Below are 13,958 nucleotides of genomic sequence, written 5' to 3'. Positions count from 1 at the left end.
CATTTTTCGCCCTACGCCTTCCCGGCCGCGAGTGACTTTGCCGCCGCGCCTTTTGACTTCCCATAAGAGAACAAAAAGCACCCGGCAATGACTATGCTGCTTCCCACGGCTTGCATCCACGTCATCTGTTCCCCCAGGAAAAGAAAAGCCAAAATTGATGTGAAAATCGGATTGAAATTCAGAAAGATGCCAGATGTAGTGGCGCCGAGCTTTTGCACCCCGATGTTCCACAGCACCATGCACACGACGGTGGAGATGACCCCGGTGTACAGCAGGGAACCGATAAAGGGCGCATCCAGGTTGGACACCGTAAAATCAGCCAGGTTAAAAGGCAGCAGAATGGCCAGCCCGAAAACAGCCGAATAGAGGATGGACATCATCGGGCTCGTCCGGGTCATGGCCCATTTGCTGCAAATCGAGTACACTCCCCAGATGCAGACGGCAGCCAGCATCCACAAATCCCCCGTGTTAAACTGCAAGGAAAGCAGGTAGTCGGGATTGCCTTTGGACAAGACGAGCAGCACGCCTGCAAGCAGAAACACCATGCAGCCGATCTGGAACGCATTGATCCGTTCTTTTAAAAAAAGAAAAGAGAACAGCGAGATCGAGAGCATATTCAAGGTCGAGATCAGCCCGACATTCGTTGCAGTCGTTGTTTCCAGCGCGAGAAACTGAAACACGTTGAACAGGACGACGCCCGTAAGTCCCATCAGCGCGAGCGGAAGGATCGCTTCCTTGGCAGGCAAAAGCTTGCGTTCCTTCCACCAGACCAGCGGCAGCAGGCACAGCACCGCGATCAGCCAGCGCAGACTGGTCAGCGTGAGCGGGGACGCGTGCCCCACGAGCGATTTTCCAAGAACGAAGTTTCCTCCCCACAGCAGACTGGTGAGCAATAGTAGCAAGACATAAGCTTTTTGCATAGCAGTTAGCTCCTTTTTCGAAACGGAAGAGTGAAAATCATCTTGCTAATGAACATAACATTTTTGTTGAAAGTACAAAATAACATTCTGTATAATGTGTAAAATTAGAAATAAAGAAAAGTTTAAGTGGCGATTCGAAAAATCCTATCTGTTTTTCATGACAAAATTTCGCTGCTTTTCGAAGAATAAAAAGGAGAATGGAACGTGGAAGTTTTTGTAAGCAAAGTGCTGGATCGTGTCGATCTGCACATTCTCGATTTGTTGCAAAAGGATGCGACGATCAGCAATGCCGAACTGGCGCGGCGGGTGAATTTGTCGCCGCCTGCGACGCATACCCGGGTGAAGCGGCTTGAGGCGGAAGGCTATATCAATCGGCAGGTGGCGATTCTCGATCAGGAAAAGCTCGGCTTCGATCTGCTGTGCTTTATTTTTATCAGCACGAACATTCACCAGGCTGAACAGCTGGAGACGCTGGAGAACGCCTTGCGCGCCATGCCGGAAGTGCTGGAGGGGCACTGCCTGACGGGTGAGTACGACTACTTGCTGAAAGTTGCCATCAAGGATCGGAAGGGGCTGGACAGCTTTATCCGCAAGTTGAACAAGCTTGGCATTTCCCGGCTGCAAACGAATCTGTCGCTGCGAGAAGTCAAATATTCGACGGTCTTGCCGATCACAGGAGCGGAGCAGGCAGGGCCTGACAGCCGCTAGCGGTCCTGCCAGAAACGAACAATGCTTTTTTTCGCAAAAGTCTGTTGATAAAACGGTGGATTTCCGCAATCATAGAACAAGAGACAGATTACGAGGAGAAAAAGGGGAATCAGACTGATGGCAATCAAGGCGATTTTATTTGATTTGGACGATACGTTACTGTGGGATGAGCGCAGCGTCAAAGAGGCGTTTCAGGCAACCTGTAGCGAGGCGGCCAGGCATTACGAGGTGGATGTGGAGCGACTGGAAGCTGCGGTTCGCCAGGAAGCTCGGGCGATGTATGAAGCTTTTGAAGCATTCCCCTTTACGAAAATGATTGGAATCAATCCGTTTGAAGGACTGTGGGCGCAATTTGCGGAAGGAAAGCAGGAGGAGTTTCGCCAACTGCAAAAGTTCGTTCCTGCTTACCGGAAGGAAGCGTGGACGCGCGGTTTGCGCTCGCTCGGCATCGAGGATGCGGAGCTTGGGTACAAGCTGGGCGAGATGTTCGTCGAGGAGCGGAAAAGCCGTCCGATCGTCTACGAAGAAACATTCGAGGTGCTCGACCAGTTGAAAGCCAAATACAAGCTGCTGCTGCTTACAAACGGCTCCCCTGACCTGCAAAAGCAAAAGCTGGCGGGCGTGCCGAAGCTTGCGGCCTACTTCGACCACATCGTCATTTCGGGCGATTTCGGTCGCGGCAAGCCAGCGGCGGAAATTTTCGAGCACGCCATGAGTCTTCTGGGCATCACCGCAGAGGAAGGCGTCATGATTGGGGACAAGCTGACCACGGACATTCAAGGCTCCAACGCGGTCGGCATGCGCAACATGTGGATCAATCGACACGGCTTGAAGCTTGAGGGCGAGATCGTTCCGGCGCAAGAAATCGCAAGCTTGCGAGAGATTCAAACCGTTATTGATACATGGGAAAACTAGCAGACAGACAAATCGCAAAGCCCGCCAATGCATCGGCGGGCTTTTTGAGTTGGTTTCCCACCAGTCGCAGGCTGTTTGACTGGCGCGGGCGGAGGCCTTTTTCAGTCTGCCGACATTGTTTGCACGAAAAAGCGTGACGTGTGATGTTCGTCACCATTCCCAGGCCAAAATCGCCGTATGATCGAGAGGAAGATCAGCCAACAAAGAGGAGGAAAGACGATGTTTTGTTACCAATGTGAACAAACCCCGACAGGTGGCTGCAAGGTGATTGGCGTATGTGGAAAAAATGAGGAGCTGGCAAGCATTCAGGATACGATCGTCTTCGCGCTAAAGGGAATCGCGGCCTATGCGACGCATGCCAGACAGCTCGGGTACATCGATCCGGAAGTGGACGGGATCACGCAGGAAGCACTGTATTTTACACTGACCAATGTCAATTTCAATCTGGATGAACACCTGCAAATGGCGCTCAAAGTAGGCAAAGCCGCGATCAAAGTCATGGAATTGCTGGACAAGGCACATACAGACCGCTTTGGCATCCCGCAGCCGATTACGGTTTCCCAAAACAAAATCGAGGGGCACTGCATTGTTGTCACCGGGCACAACCTTTTTGCCTTACGGGAACTGCTGGAGCAGACCGAGGGCAAAGGGATCAACGTGTACACCCACTCGGAGATGCTCCCGGCGCACGGCTATCCCGAACTGAAAAAATACCCGCACTTGAAAGGCAATATCGGCAAAGCGTGGTACGACCAACGCAGACTGTTCGAAGAGTTTCCGGGCGCGATCCTGGCGACGACGAACTGCGTCATGCCGATCAAAGGAACGTATGCGGATCGTTTCTTCTCTTACGACGTCGCGGGACTGGAGGGCGTGACCAAAATCGAGAACGACGATTTTACGCCGCTGATCGAAAAAGCGCTTGCCCTGCCAAAAGCGAATATCGAATCGGAGCAGACGCTGTCCACCGGGTTTCATCATCAAACGGTACTGGGGATCGCACCGGAAATTATTGATGCCGTCAAGGCTGGAAAGATCAAACGCTTTTTCGTCATCGCCGGCTGCGACGCACCTGGAAAAGGCGGCGACTACTACCGGGAGCTGGCAACGTCCCTGCCGAAAGAAACGGTCATCCTGACGACCTCCTGTGGCAAGTTCCGCTTCAACGACGTGGACTATGGCGTCGTGCCGGGGACGAACATTCCCCGCTATATTGATCTCGGCCAGTGCAACAACTCCGTATCGACCATCAAAATCGCGGCGGCGCTGGCAGAGGCGTTTGGCTGTGAAGTCAATGAACTGCCAGTCAGCATTGTGCTCTCCTGGTTTGAGCAAAAGGCAGTAGCGATTTTGCTCGGACTGTTCAGCCTGGGCATTCAGGATATTCGCATCGGCCCCAAGCTGCCGGAATTTATTCAACCGGGTGTGCTGACTGTGCTCCAGGATTTGTTTGGAATCAAATTGATCGGAGATGCGCAGGAAGATATGAAAGAAATGCTCGGTGCGCACTAATACAAAAACAATTGGCTGTCCCGGTGGCGGGGCAGTCTTTTTTTGCGCGGAAAGTGTGACGTACTTAACAGCGTAGTGGCCGTTTTTTCGCTACACTTGCCTTGTGAAACAAAAAGGAGAGGATGCACGATGCAACGAGGATGTTCCATGGGGATGAATCCCGAACAGCCCATTCTTTGTACCGCTCTGGCCCAACTGAAAAAAGAACACGGTCCACTCGTGGAAAAAATGCTGGAATTGCAGCAGCTTGCCGCACAGTTTGTGCATGCAGAAGCGATTCGCAAGGAAGAACTGCTCGTTGAACTGCAGGCGCAAACCGCCGCCTTTATTGCTGAACTGGAGCCACATTCCGCCAGGGAAGAAAACGTACTGTTTCCCATGATGGCGAAGTACATCGGAAAAGAAACAGGGCCGATCGCCGTGATGGAATACGAGCATGAACAGGCCAAACGCTTGCTGAACCGATTTTTGGAGGATGGGTTTCCTGACTATTTGCAGAACGCTGTGGAGACTTTGCGCGGGCATTTTCAAAAGGAAGAGCAGGTGCTTTTTCCGATGGCCGAAAAAATGCTGAGCGAGGAAGAAAAGCAGCACCTGCTCGAAAAAATAGCCACCCGTCCGGCAGATGGCGTGGGGGATTGTCAGTAAAAAAGCGTGCGGAAAAAACGGGCGTCTGGCGCTGGTGCAAGGCGTCCGATTGGCATCGCGCCAGCTAGTCGCCAAGAACGGTCTGGATGTATTGCTCCTCCAGCGCTTTTCCGTCATGGGCCAAAAACTTGATGACCTCCAGCGCAATCTGGTGTTGCAGCTCGGCTTTGCTCGTCAGGTTGAGGATAACCTTTTTCCGGTAGTCGGAATGAATGCTGTAAAACGTGCAAATGGCCTGCTGTCCGCGAATCGACAGTTGTTTGTAATACGGGAAGCCGCAGAGGAAAAACGCCTCTTGTACGTTCTTGATCGTCATCATCTCGTATCACCTCGAACTCATTCGTGCCCCAAGCATAGAGCAAGACGACCGGGATTGACTGTGCGTACGATCACACCAATCAAAACGATTTTGTGACGGGACGAGTGCGAGGCACTCAGGCATGATGCGAGGATAGCCCGGTCATATTGAGGTCACTTTCTTTGTACAGAAAAAGGAGTTGGGAGAGATGATTCGCAAAATTCAACTGCCCCTGCAAACATTCAGCCTCGTTGCAGGTTTCATGGTCTGGGTCATCTTGTCATCCTTGATGCCGTTTATCAAAGACGATTTGTCCATCTCAGCAGGACAAATCGCCTGGATTACCGCGATCCCTGTCTTGCTGGGTTCCCTCTTGCGTATCCCGATCGGCTATTATACGAACCGCTTCGGGGCAAGAGCGATGTTTACCATCAGTTTTTTGCTTTTGCTCGTGCCTGTGTACTACATAAGCGAGGCGAGCTCTGCCATAGACTTGATGATCGGCGGGTTTTTCCTTGGGGTCGGGGGCGCGATCTTTTCTGTAGGCGTAACCTCATTGCCGAAATACTACCCAAAAGAAAAGCACGGCTTCGTCAATGGCATCTACGGGGTTGGCAATGCGGGGACGGCGCTCTCGACGTTTTTTGCGCCCCTCGTGGCAAAGCAGATCGGCTGGTCAGGGACTGTGAAGCTTTACTTGGGCTTGCTCGTGCTGTTTGCCCTGCTCAACTTTTTCTTTGGCGACCGCCAGGAAGCGCGGGTGAAAACGTCCGTGCTGGAGCAGATCAAAGGGGTTTACCGCAACGAGAAGCTGTGGTTTCTTAGCTTGTTTTACTTTATTACATTTGGCTCGTTCGTGGCGTTTACCGTCTACCTGCCTAATTTCCTCGTCAGCAACTTCGGGCTGGACAAAGTGGACGCCGGAATGAGAACAGCCGGATTTATCGCGCTGGCGACGATTGCCCGGCCGCTCGGGGGCTGGCTGGGGGATCGCTTCAATGCGCTGATGGTGTTGGTAGGTGTCTTCGCCGGGCTTAGCCTGTTCGGTGTCGTGCTGTCGTTTTCCCCGTCCTTGCAGCTGTACTCGGCCGGCTGTCTGGCGATTGCCGTATGTGCGGGCATCGGGAACGGAGCGATTTTCAAGATGGTGCCGTACTACTTTTCCAGGCAGGCCGGGATTGTCAACGGCATTGTATCTGCGATGGGCGGGTTGGGAGGCTTTTTCCCGCCGCTGATCCTGACTCTCTTGTTCGACGTCACGGGTCATTATGCCATCGGGTTTATGGCCTTGTCAGAGGTGGCGCTGGCCAGTCTCATTCTCGTATTCTGGATGTACTATCAGGAAAAGCTGCAGCTAGCCAAAACGATTGTCGACAACACGGGCGAAGCGATCGTCATCACCGACACGACGGGCACAATCTGCGATGTGAACCCGGCATTTTCCAAAGTGACGGGCTACGCACGCCACGAAGTGATCGGCAAAAATCCGAGTCTGTTAAAATCCGGCATGCAGGGAGCGAGCTTCTATCAGCAGATGTGGCAACAGATAACCGCCACAGGCTTTTGGCAAGGGGAGATATGGAACCGGCGCAAGAGCGGTGAGACGTATCGACAATGGCTGACGATCAGCTCGATCCGGGATGAAGCGGGCGACGTGCAGTATTATGCTGGCATGTTTACCGAGCTTTCTCCGCAACAGCTTCAGCCAGCCGATCCGGGACTGCCGACTTCCGGCTAGGAGAATTTTTTCGCGAACAAAAAAGAGCTGCACCCGATTCCCGTTTGGGGAGAGGGGCAGCTTTCTTTTTTTCATTTTTACATTTGGCAAATTTCCGGCGGGCAATCATCACAGCAGATCGCCTCTTTCAAATACTCCAAATCCTTCACCAAAAGATAGCCGTGCGGCAGTATTTCGATCACATCCTGCTTTTTCAGATCGGCCAGCATCCGATTGACGCTTTCGCGGGTGAGCCCGATGAATTGGGCCAGATCGCGATTGGTGAGCGAGAGCTTGATGAGGATCCCGTCTTCCCGTTCCTCTCCGTACGTATTGCTCATGCGGATCAGGGTGGAATAAAAGGCGCCGATTTTGCCGTTCAACAGCAAATCGCGAAACTTGGACTGGATTCTGCGGTTCATGATCGCCATCCAGCGCAAAAAATCTACACAGAACTCGCCGTTTTCAAGAAGCAGCTTCTCCAGGGCGCTTCGCTGGATGACGTTGACTTCGCCTGGCTCGTGCATGGTCGCGGTAGATGTATAGGCGACGTCCGGTTCGAAAAGACCGACCATTCCGACCAGCTCGCCTGCCCCAAATACTTGCAGGGTCAGCTCTTTGCCGTCGCTTGTCGTTTTGGTCAGCTTGATTTGCCCGGATTCAAGCAAGTACAGCTTGTCTGCCGTTTCTCCGTCGATAAACAAGACGGAGTCCGTGGGGGTCATTTTTTTTCGCGTTCCGATTTGTTCCAATTGACGAACAAAGGCAGGAGACACTTGTTCAATAAATGTGAGACTTTTCACAATCTGCACACCTCTGCTTTCCGCTCAACTTGCCTCGCGCAATCTGTTGCCATTATAGCATGAGGATTTTGGCAAAGTCGTGTCATCTTCTTGGCGATTGCAAAGAGGTGTGAGGTATGTCACTTTGCAGGGGGGAGGACATTGCTACAATGAAGCCAACGATTGACAAAGCTATGTACCAGGGGAGGTTGTTCGCATGGAGCGAGCATTTGCGTCCAAGGTGGCCAAAAGGGCTTTCTATACAGTCTGTGTCCTGTTCCTGGCTTCGTACGTGGGCACTCGTTTTTTTACCCATATTGATCTTGCCCTTTACGGTTATATGGTAGGAACAGTCGTGTTCATTGGCGGATTTCTCTACCGGTTTTCAGCCTGGGCCGACCGGCCGCCAACCAAGATTATCCTGAAAAAAGGCTTGCGTCTGCTGCTGCGAAAAAGCACGCCGCAAACGGCAGTGGAACATCTGGCGACCTACCGCTTTATATGGAACCGCGGCTGGTATCGCTGGACACAGCACATTCTGCTCGGCTGGGGGTGCATCCTCTCTGCGCTGGTTACGTTTCCGCTCGTCTTTGGCTGGATGTACTTCACGATGGGCGACAACGGCACTTACACCGTTGTCGCGATGGGCGTCGATGTGCTCAAGGTCAAAGCCGATGGCTGGATAGCCTTTTTGTTCTACAATGCGCTCAATATTACGGCCTTCATGGTGATTGCGGGCGTATGCATGGCGCTGTACCGCCGTCTGAAAAACATGCAGGCACGGGCGGAGCAAAACTTTCTCTATGATTTTTTGCCGCTCTATTTGCTGCTTTTCGTCAGCATTACCGGACTCTTGCTGACGGCGAGCAACCTGTTTTTACACGGTTTCGGCCATCCGGTGATGAGCCTGATTCACCAGTTTTTGGTTATCGTGACCTTGATTTATCTGCCCTTTGGCAAACTGGCGCACATCCCGTTCCGCCCGATGAGTGTCTTCGCCCGCAATTACCGCGAGCATTACGCCGAGCAGGAAATGAAGCTATGCAAGGTGTGCCAGACAGGCTTTGTTTCTGCCGAGCAGTCCGGTGACGTGGTGGATGTGCTTGGCGAAAACGGGATTCGCTTTGAGATGGCAGAAGGCTTCCACTTGGCGGAGCTGTGCCTGCCTTGCCGCAGAAAATACCGCATCTTCCGCTTTACCGGAATCCCTACTCATTACCGTTCCGAGAAAGAGGCGAATCAGCATGCAAAAGGATAAATTTTTCAAATCGATCAAAAATAAATTACATCCTGGTGAAAAGCTGGTCAGCACCCACTGCTGCTACTGCGGGATGCAGTGCGGGATGAATCTGCGCGTCGATACGAGCACGAATACGATTATCGGGGTAGAGCCGCGCTACGACTTCCCGGTCAATCTGGGGCGCATGTGCCCGAAAGGCGTAACCGCCTATCAGCAGGTCAACCACCCGGACAGGATCAAACGACCGCTCATCCGCCGCAATCCCGCATGGAAAGGAACGGCGCAAGGCTTCGAAGAGGTGTCGTGGGATGAAGCGCTCACCTATATCGTCGATCGCTTCCGGCAGTTGCAGGAAGCGTACGGCAAAGATACGTTGTCTGTCTACTCCGGCGTTTCGATGACGAACGAAAAATGTTATTTGACGGGAAAATTCGCCCGTGTAGGATTGCAGACCCGGTACGTCGATTACAACGGACGGTTTTGCATGTCGTCTGCGGCGGCCGGATTCAACCGCAGTCTCGGCATCGACCGGGGCTCGACTGTTCCGTGGTCGGACCTCCACCAGACCGATTGCCTGTTTATTGCCGGGTCCAATGCGGCGGAGTGCCATCCGACCAGCATGTTTCGCATCTGGGAGGTGCAAAATCGCGGCGGCTACCTGATTGTGGCCGACCCGCGCGAGACGCCGCTTGCCCGCCGCGCTGACGTCCACCTGGACCTGCGGCCGGGGACAGACCTTGCCCTGGCAAACGGCCTTTTGCATCTGCTCATCAAAAATGGCTACACCGACGAAGCATTCATTCAAAACCACACCAACGGCTTTGCGGAAACAAAAGCACTGGTTGAAGCCTATACACCCGCCTACGTCAGCGAAATTACCGGGATTGCCGAGGAAAAAATCATTCGCGCCGCCGAGATTTACGGCAAGGCACCCGAGGCGATTGTCATGTTTTGCCGCGGGGTCGAGCAGCAGTCCAAAGGGACGGACAACGTATCCGCCTACACAAACCTGGCGCTTGTCACAGGCAAGATCGGCCGTCCGAAGTCCGGGGTTGCCACCTTCACGGGGCAAGGCAACGGCCAGGGCGGACGGGAGCACGGGCAGAAGGCAGATCAGTTGCCAGGCTATCGGAAAATGGATAACCCGCAGCATGTGCAGGAAGTCGCCTGCGCCTGGGGGATTCCGGTAGAGGAAATGCCGCAAAAAGGCGTGTCTGCCTATGAAATGTTTGGGCTGATGCTCGACAAGACGATTCGCGGCCTGTATTTGCTCTGCTCCAACCCGGCGGTCAGCGCCCCCAATCAGAACCACGTCCGCGAAGCGCTGAAAAGCCTGGATTTTATGGTCTGCGTGGACTTTTACCTGTCGGAGTCGGCGGAGTATGCGGATGTCGTGCTGCCGACGACGACATGGGCGGAGGACGAAGGAACCACGACGAACCTGGAGGGGCGGGTAATCCGCCATCGTCAGGCCCAGAGCTGGTATGCCGAATCCAAGCCGGACTGGTGGATTCAGATCGAAATCGCGAAGCGGATGGGCCGGGGCCAATACTTCGCACACCTGAACGGGCCGCGTGACATTTTCGACGAGCTGCGCCGCGTCTCCAAGGGCGGCACGGCCGACTACTACGGCATTACCTACGAAAAAATTGAAGAACAGCAGGGCGTGTTCTGGCCGTGCAGAGATGAACACGACCAGGGGCAGCCGCATTTGTTTCTCGATAAAAAGTTTTACCACCCGGATGGCAAGGCGAAAATTTGCGCGCTGCCCTATCGGCCGCCAGCCGAAGAACCGGACGCGGAATACCCGCTGCGGCTGACGACCGGCCGTGTTGTCTACCACTACCTGTCCGGGAACCAGACGCGGCGGATTCCGTTTTTGCGCGACATGTACCCGGACCCGCTTCTGGAAGTGCATCCGGATACGGCAAAAGCATACGGGATCGCGCATGGCGAAAAAGTTTTGCTGAAAACAAGGCGGGGCGAAGCTGTCTACAAGGTAAAAGTGATCGCGGCGATCCGGCCGGATACGGTGTTTGTTCCGTACCACTGGGGCAAGGACGAATCGATCAATTTGCTCACGAACCCGGCGCTGGATCCGTACAGCAAAATGCCGGAATTCAAGGCGTGTGCAGCCGAAATCGTCAAGCTGGAAAAGGGGGAGAGACTGCATGGCTAAGCAGGTGCTCTACATCGAAATGGATAACTGCATCGGCTGTCGCAGTTGTTTGGCGGCCTGCACGCAATGCGGGGGACATGACAACCGCAATCGCAACTACGTCATGGATGTCGATCCGCTGCAAACGCGTCAGACGATTCCACTGATGTGCCTGCACTGCGTCAACCCCGCCTGCGCCCGCAGCTGTCCGGCACAGGCGATCCAGATCGCGGACAACGGAGCGGTACTCTCGGCGCTCGTGGAGAAGTGCATTGGCTGCCAAAACTGCACGATCGCTTGCCCGTACGGTATCCCCAAGTTCGATCAGGAACAAAACCTGATGTACAAATGCGATCTGTGCTACGACCGGAGCAAAGAGGGGATTCCCCCGATGTGCGCCTCGGTCTGTCCAACCAATACGCTTCAGTGGATTACAGAGAGCGAGCTTGCCGAGAAGCAGGCCGTGCACAAGCTGGCGGGCGGCAAATGGCTGGCCAGCCAAAGACCGGAGCCGCTGGAAGGCGAGACGAATGTAAAAATCAGCTTGCCTGGCATTTTGCAAGGGGTGCAGAAGCTTTTCTAGTCGAAGGAGGTCTGCGGCATGAACGAAAGGAAATCGCCCGTACCCGAACGGGATGATAACTATACGCACAACATCTTGAGATCGAATGAGCGGAGTCTGGATCGCCGAGGTTTTATGAAAACGATGGTCGGCGCCGCCGGATTGTTTGCTGTCTCGACGCTTCCCTGGGGAACCATTGCAGCGAAAAAGCTGCTGGATGGAGATACGAACGCCTGGCCCCGGCAAAAAATTGCGGAAGCGGCGTCTCTGAAAGCCGGAGACGCCAGGGAGTTTGCCTATCCGAACGAGTACGATAGCGCCCTTCTCGTCTGCCTGCGCGAAGGCGAGTACAAGGCGTATCAAAATGCCTGCACCCATCTGAAATGCCCGGTGTTCTGGAGCAAGGAAGAACACGAACTGATCTGCCCGTGCCACCATGGCAAATTTGATGTACAGACAGGCAATCCGCTGGCCGGCCCGCCGCGCCGACCGCTGCCGGAAATCGAGCTGACGGTTGAAAATGGTCTGATTTACGCGATAGGGGTGAAGCCGTATGAAGCGTAGCTATCGGGGCGTACTCTTGCTTTGCCTCGTGCTTTTGGCCAACCTGATCTGCACGCAATACACAGTCAACCTGTTTTACTTTGCACGCTACAAAGAGGTGATCGCACTTTCGCTCATCAACCTGCTGCTGTTTCCGCTCGCGCTATTTTTCTATAAAAGAGAGGCGAAGCCATGAATAAGCTCCTGCTTGCCGAGCAACTGTCGCAACTGACGGATTGGACCATGCGCATCTGCATCAAAGATTTGGCCGAAGACGCCTTGCCCGAGTCAGCGCCTGTCATTGAAAAGCCGCTCGCCAAATGGGAGTTTACCGAAGAGGGCGAGCACGTGCGCCTGTACTTTAACCATTGCCAGTTTGTCGCTGTGCCGATTTGGGAAAATGAGGTTGGCTTCACGAACCACCAGGGCGAGATTGTGCTTACAGCCCATGATCGCAGAGGGAAGCTGCTGTACAGGATTGCGTTTGTCAGTTGACCGTTCGGATACAGAAGGCACGACAGCGTATGGTTTTTTCGCTGGCCAACTGAAGTCAACCACCGTTGTCTTGGTTGGCTTTTTTTGCTCGCATCTTATACTTCCAACTGGGAGGCTGTTTATTTTGCTGCAGTCACGATGGCGATACAGAAGAGAAAGCGGCGGGGGGAGGGGCCCGTGTGAATAGCCGGCAAACAGATGGAAAACGACTGCTCAGTCATTTGTTTTCCCGGGAACACGCTGTCCTGGGACAATATATGGAGAAGCTGAAACAGCTTGTCTACCAAAACCGGACCATGAGCGCAGAAGCTGTGGAACAATTCCGGGAGACGATTGCGCTGTTGACAGAAAAGCTGAAAGACCATCATGCACTGGAGGAAGAACTATTGTTTGCAGCCCTGACAGAGTCGCTAGGGTACGCCACCCCGCCTGTCATCATGATGACGGACGAGCATCGGCGACTGGTCAGCCAGTTGACGGAACTGCGCGAAAAAACCGCATGCTGCCAATGTGCCGGGCGTGGGCCGACACGGCTGCGGGAAGAAACGACGACATTGTATCGGCTGCTGCACGATCACTTCGACAAAGAGGAAATGCTGCTGTTCCCCATGGCCGAACACGTCTTGTCCAGAGAGAAAAAAGAGGCGATCATGGCAGCCGCAAGAGAAAAAGCGAGAGGAGGGCGAGGGACGTGACCAAGGGGAAAAGAGGCGAGGCTTCCCTGGTACTGCCGCGTGAGCACGGAGTCTGGGCGATGTTTGTCGTGCCTTATTTGTTCGGGGTTTTTCTTGTGGAAAAAAACGTGTTGCAACTGCTCGCCGGACCGGGGCTGCTCTGCGGCTTTATCGCGGTCAACGCGGTACTGGTCTATATGCGACAGCCAAGGTTTGCGCGGCAAGTGCTCCGAACCTTGCTGATCTTCGGTGGAGTGGCAGCGGTTTGCCTGGTCTACCCGCTCATTCACAACGCGTTGGCGTTTTGGCCGCTGATCGTGATGGGCGTCTTTGCGACGGCCAGCATCTGGTTTATTCGCCGCAAGCGGGAGCGCCATTTCGTAAACGATTTGCTCGGAATTGTCGGATTGACGATGCTGCTTCCGATTGCAGCTGCGCTTGGCGGCGGTGCATCCCGGACGGAGTTGCTCACCGCGATGGCACTGAACGTCGTTTATTTTACGGGCAGCATCTTTTTCGTCAAAGCGGTGTTTCGCGAAAAGAACAATCACAGCTTTCACTTTGTCGGAATCATGTATCATTTGCTCTTGCTCTGCTTGCCCTTTTTGCCGCAAGTCCCTGCGCTTATCAGCGTCATTTTTTTGCCGGGAGCGGTCAAAATGGCGATTGCCGCAAGAGGGATCAAGCTGCCTGTAAAAACAGTCGGAATCATGGAGATCGTCAACGTTCTCTGGTTTTTGGGGGGGGGATACGTGCTGTTTGCGACGTGACGGCCCTTTCCCTAAA

At 53.9% G+C, this 13,958-nt stretch carries 16 protein-coding genes; 13 read left to right on the top strand and 3 right to left on the bottom strand.

The window, feature by feature from the left end:
- Positions 1-11: 11 nt before the first annotated feature.
- On the bottom strand, positions 12-920 hold the full coding sequence (locus EDM57_RS19560) for a DMT family transporter (protein ID WP_122906376.1): 909 nt from the start codon (positions 918-920) through the stop codon (positions 12-14).
- Positions 921-1,124: 204 nt separating this feature from the next.
- On the opposite strand from EDM57_RS19560, the gene EDM57_RS19555 reads away from it, so the two are divergent.
- The 4 genes from EDM57_RS19555 to EDM57_RS19540 all read left to right on the top strand — a co-directional run bounded on the left by EDM57_RS19555 (position 1,125) and on the right by EDM57_RS19540 (position 4,703).
- Positions 1,125-1,628 (top strand): Lrp/AsnC family transcriptional regulator, encoded by a 504-nt coding sequence (locus EDM57_RS19555; protein ID WP_122906375.1) that lies wholly within the window; start codon positions 1,125-1,127, stop codon positions 1,626-1,628.
- 117 nt (positions 1,629-1,745) lie between these two features.
- The gene (locus EDM57_RS19550) at positions 1,746-2,543 is read left to right on the top strand and encodes an HAD family hydrolase (RefSeq protein ID WP_122906374.1); all 798 of its coding nucleotides are present in this window, start codon (positions 1,746-1,748) and stop codon (positions 2,541-2,543) included.
- A gap of 219 nt (positions 2,544-2,762) precedes the next feature.
- The gene (gene hcp, locus EDM57_RS19545) at positions 2,763-4,055 is read left to right on the top strand and encodes a hydroxylamine reductase (RefSeq protein WP_122906373.1); all 1,293 of its coding nucleotides are present in this window, start codon (positions 2,763-2,765) and stop codon (positions 4,053-4,055) included.
- Between the two features lie 129 nt (positions 4,056-4,184).
- Positions 4,185-4,703, top strand: coding sequence for a hemerythrin domain-containing protein (locus tag EDM57_RS19540; RefSeq protein ID WP_122906372.1), 519 nt, complete (start codon positions 4,185-4,187; stop codon positions 4,701-4,703).
- 64 nt (positions 4,704-4,767) lie between these two features.
- On the opposite strand, the gene EDM57_RS19535 is transcribed toward EDM57_RS19540, so the two are convergent.
- Positions 4,768-5,022: a hypothetical protein gene (locus EDM57_RS19535; protein WP_122906371.1), complete on the bottom strand. Its 255-nt coding sequence runs from the start codon at positions 5,020-5,022 to the stop codon at positions 4,768-4,770.
- A 187-nt stretch (positions 5,023-5,209) separates the two neighbouring features.
- On the opposite strand from EDM57_RS19535, the gene EDM57_RS19530 reads away from it, so the two are divergent.
- Positions 5,210-6,739 (top strand): nitrate/nitrite transporter, encoded by a 1,530-nt coding sequence (locus EDM57_RS19530; RefSeq protein ID WP_122906370.1) that lies wholly within the window; start codon positions 5,210-5,212, stop codon positions 6,737-6,739.
- 77 nt (positions 6,740-6,816) lie between these two features.
- Here EDM57_RS19530 and EDM57_RS19525 read toward each other — a convergent pair whose 3' ends face one another.
- Entirely contained in the window at positions 6,817-7,524 is a 708-nt protein-coding gene (locus tag EDM57_RS19525) for a Crp/Fnr family transcriptional regulator (protein ID WP_246005856.1), read from the bottom strand.
- Positions 7,525-7,717: 193 nt separating this feature from the next.
- Here EDM57_RS19525 and EDM57_RS19520 point away from each other — a divergent pair, with 193 nt between their 5' ends.
- The 8 genes from EDM57_RS19520 (at position 7,718) to EDM57_RS19485 (ending at position 13,942) form a co-directional block, all read left to right on the top strand.
- Positions 7,718-8,758, top strand: a complete 1,041-nt coding sequence (locus EDM57_RS19520) for a hypothetical protein (RefSeq protein WP_122906369.1) — start codon at positions 7,718-7,720, stop codon at positions 8,756-8,758.
- Positions 8,745-10,919, top strand: a complete 2,175-nt coding sequence (locus tag EDM57_RS19515) for a molybdopterin oxidoreductase family protein (protein WP_122906368.1) — start codon at positions 8,745-8,747, stop codon at positions 10,917-10,919. The genes EDM57_RS19520 and EDM57_RS19515 overlap by 14 nt, the downstream gene beginning before the upstream one ends.
- A complete protein-coding gene (locus tag EDM57_RS19510; RefSeq protein ID WP_122906367.1) occupies positions 10,912-11,481 on the top strand; it encodes a 4Fe-4S dicluster domain-containing protein in 570 nt (189 codons plus the stop codon). Before EDM57_RS19515 ends, EDM57_RS19510 begins: the two co-directional genes overlap by 8 nt.
- 18 nt (positions 11,482-11,499) lie before the next feature.
- Complete coding sequence (locus EDM57_RS19505) at positions 11,500-12,024, top strand: Rieske (2Fe-2S) protein (RefSeq protein WP_122906366.1); 525 nt, start codon at positions 11,500-11,502, stop codon at positions 12,022-12,024.
- On the top strand, positions 12,014-12,199 hold the full coding sequence (locus tag EDM57_RS19500; RefSeq protein ID WP_122906365.1) for a hypothetical protein: 186 nt from the start codon (positions 12,014-12,016) through the stop codon (positions 12,197-12,199). Before EDM57_RS19505 ends, EDM57_RS19500 begins: the two co-directional genes overlap by 11 nt.
- Positions 12,196-12,498, top strand: coding sequence for a hypothetical protein (locus tag EDM57_RS19495; protein WP_122906364.1), 303 nt, complete (start codon positions 12,196-12,198; stop codon positions 12,496-12,498). Before EDM57_RS19500 ends, EDM57_RS19495 begins: the two co-directional genes overlap by 4 nt.
- Positions 12,499-12,677: 179 nt before the next feature.
- Complete coding sequence (locus tag EDM57_RS19490) at positions 12,678-13,193, top strand: hemerythrin domain-containing protein (RefSeq protein WP_122906363.1); 516 nt, start codon at positions 12,678-12,680, stop codon at positions 13,191-13,193.
- Positions 13,190-13,942 carry a YwiC-like family protein gene (locus tag EDM57_RS19485; RefSeq protein ID WP_122906362.1) on the top strand — a complete coding sequence of 251 codons (753 nt, stop codon included), beginning with the start codon at positions 13,190-13,192 and terminating at the stop codon, positions 13,940-13,942. Before EDM57_RS19490 ends, EDM57_RS19485 begins: the two co-directional genes overlap by 4 nt.
- Positions 13,943-13,958 lie beyond the last annotated feature (16 nt).

The organism is Brevibacillus gelatini (assembly GCF_003710935.1).
Lineage (GTDB): Bacteria > Bacillota > Bacilli > Brevibacillales > Brevibacillaceae > Brevibacillus > Brevibacillus gelatini.
Note: the sequence above shows the minus strand (reverse complement) of the source record. Positions and strands in the feature narration are given on the sequence as shown.

Coding starts and splice junctions, on each gene's coding strand:
- EDM57_RS19560 (WP_122906376.1), bottom strand. CDS start 920: ATGCAAAAAGCTTATGTCTTGCTACTATTGCTCACCAGTCTGCTGTGG.
- EDM57_RS19550 (WP_122906374.1), top strand. CDS start 1,746: ATGGCAATCAAGGCGATTTTATTTGATTTGGACGATACGTTACTGTGG.
- hcp (WP_122906373.1), top strand. CDS start 2,763: ATGTTTTGTTACCAATGTGAACAAACCCCGACAGGTGGCTGCAAGGTG.
- EDM57_RS19540 (WP_122906372.1), top strand. CDS start 4,185: ATGCAACGAGGATGTTCCATGGGGATGAATCCCGAACAGCCCATTCTT.
- EDM57_RS19535 (WP_122906371.1), bottom strand. CDS start 5,022: ATGATGACGATCAAGAACGTACAAGAGGCGTTTTTCCTCTGCGGCTTC.
- EDM57_RS19530 (WP_122906370.1), top strand. CDS start 5,210: ATGATTCGCAAAATTCAACTGCCCCTGCAAACATTCAGCCTCGTTGCA.
- EDM57_RS19520 (WP_122906369.1), top strand. CDS start 7,718: ATGGAGCGAGCATTTGCGTCCAAGGTGGCCAAAAGGGCTTTCTATACA.
- EDM57_RS19515 (WP_122906368.1), top strand. CDS start 8,745: ATGCAAAAGGATAAATTTTTCAAATCGATCAAAAATAAATTACATCCT.
- EDM57_RS19510 (WP_122906367.1), top strand. CDS start 10,912: ATGGCTAAGCAGGTGCTCTACATCGAAATGGATAACTGCATCGGCTGT.
- EDM57_RS19505 (WP_122906366.1), top strand. CDS start 11,500: ATGAACGAAAGGAAATCGCCCGTACCCGAACGGGATGATAACTATACG.
- EDM57_RS19500 (WP_122906365.1), top strand. CDS start 12,014: ATGAAGCGTAGCTATCGGGGCGTACTCTTGCTTTGCCTCGTGCTTTTG.
- EDM57_RS19495 (WP_122906364.1), top strand. CDS start 12,196: ATGAATAAGCTCCTGCTTGCCGAGCAACTGTCGCAACTGACGGATTGG.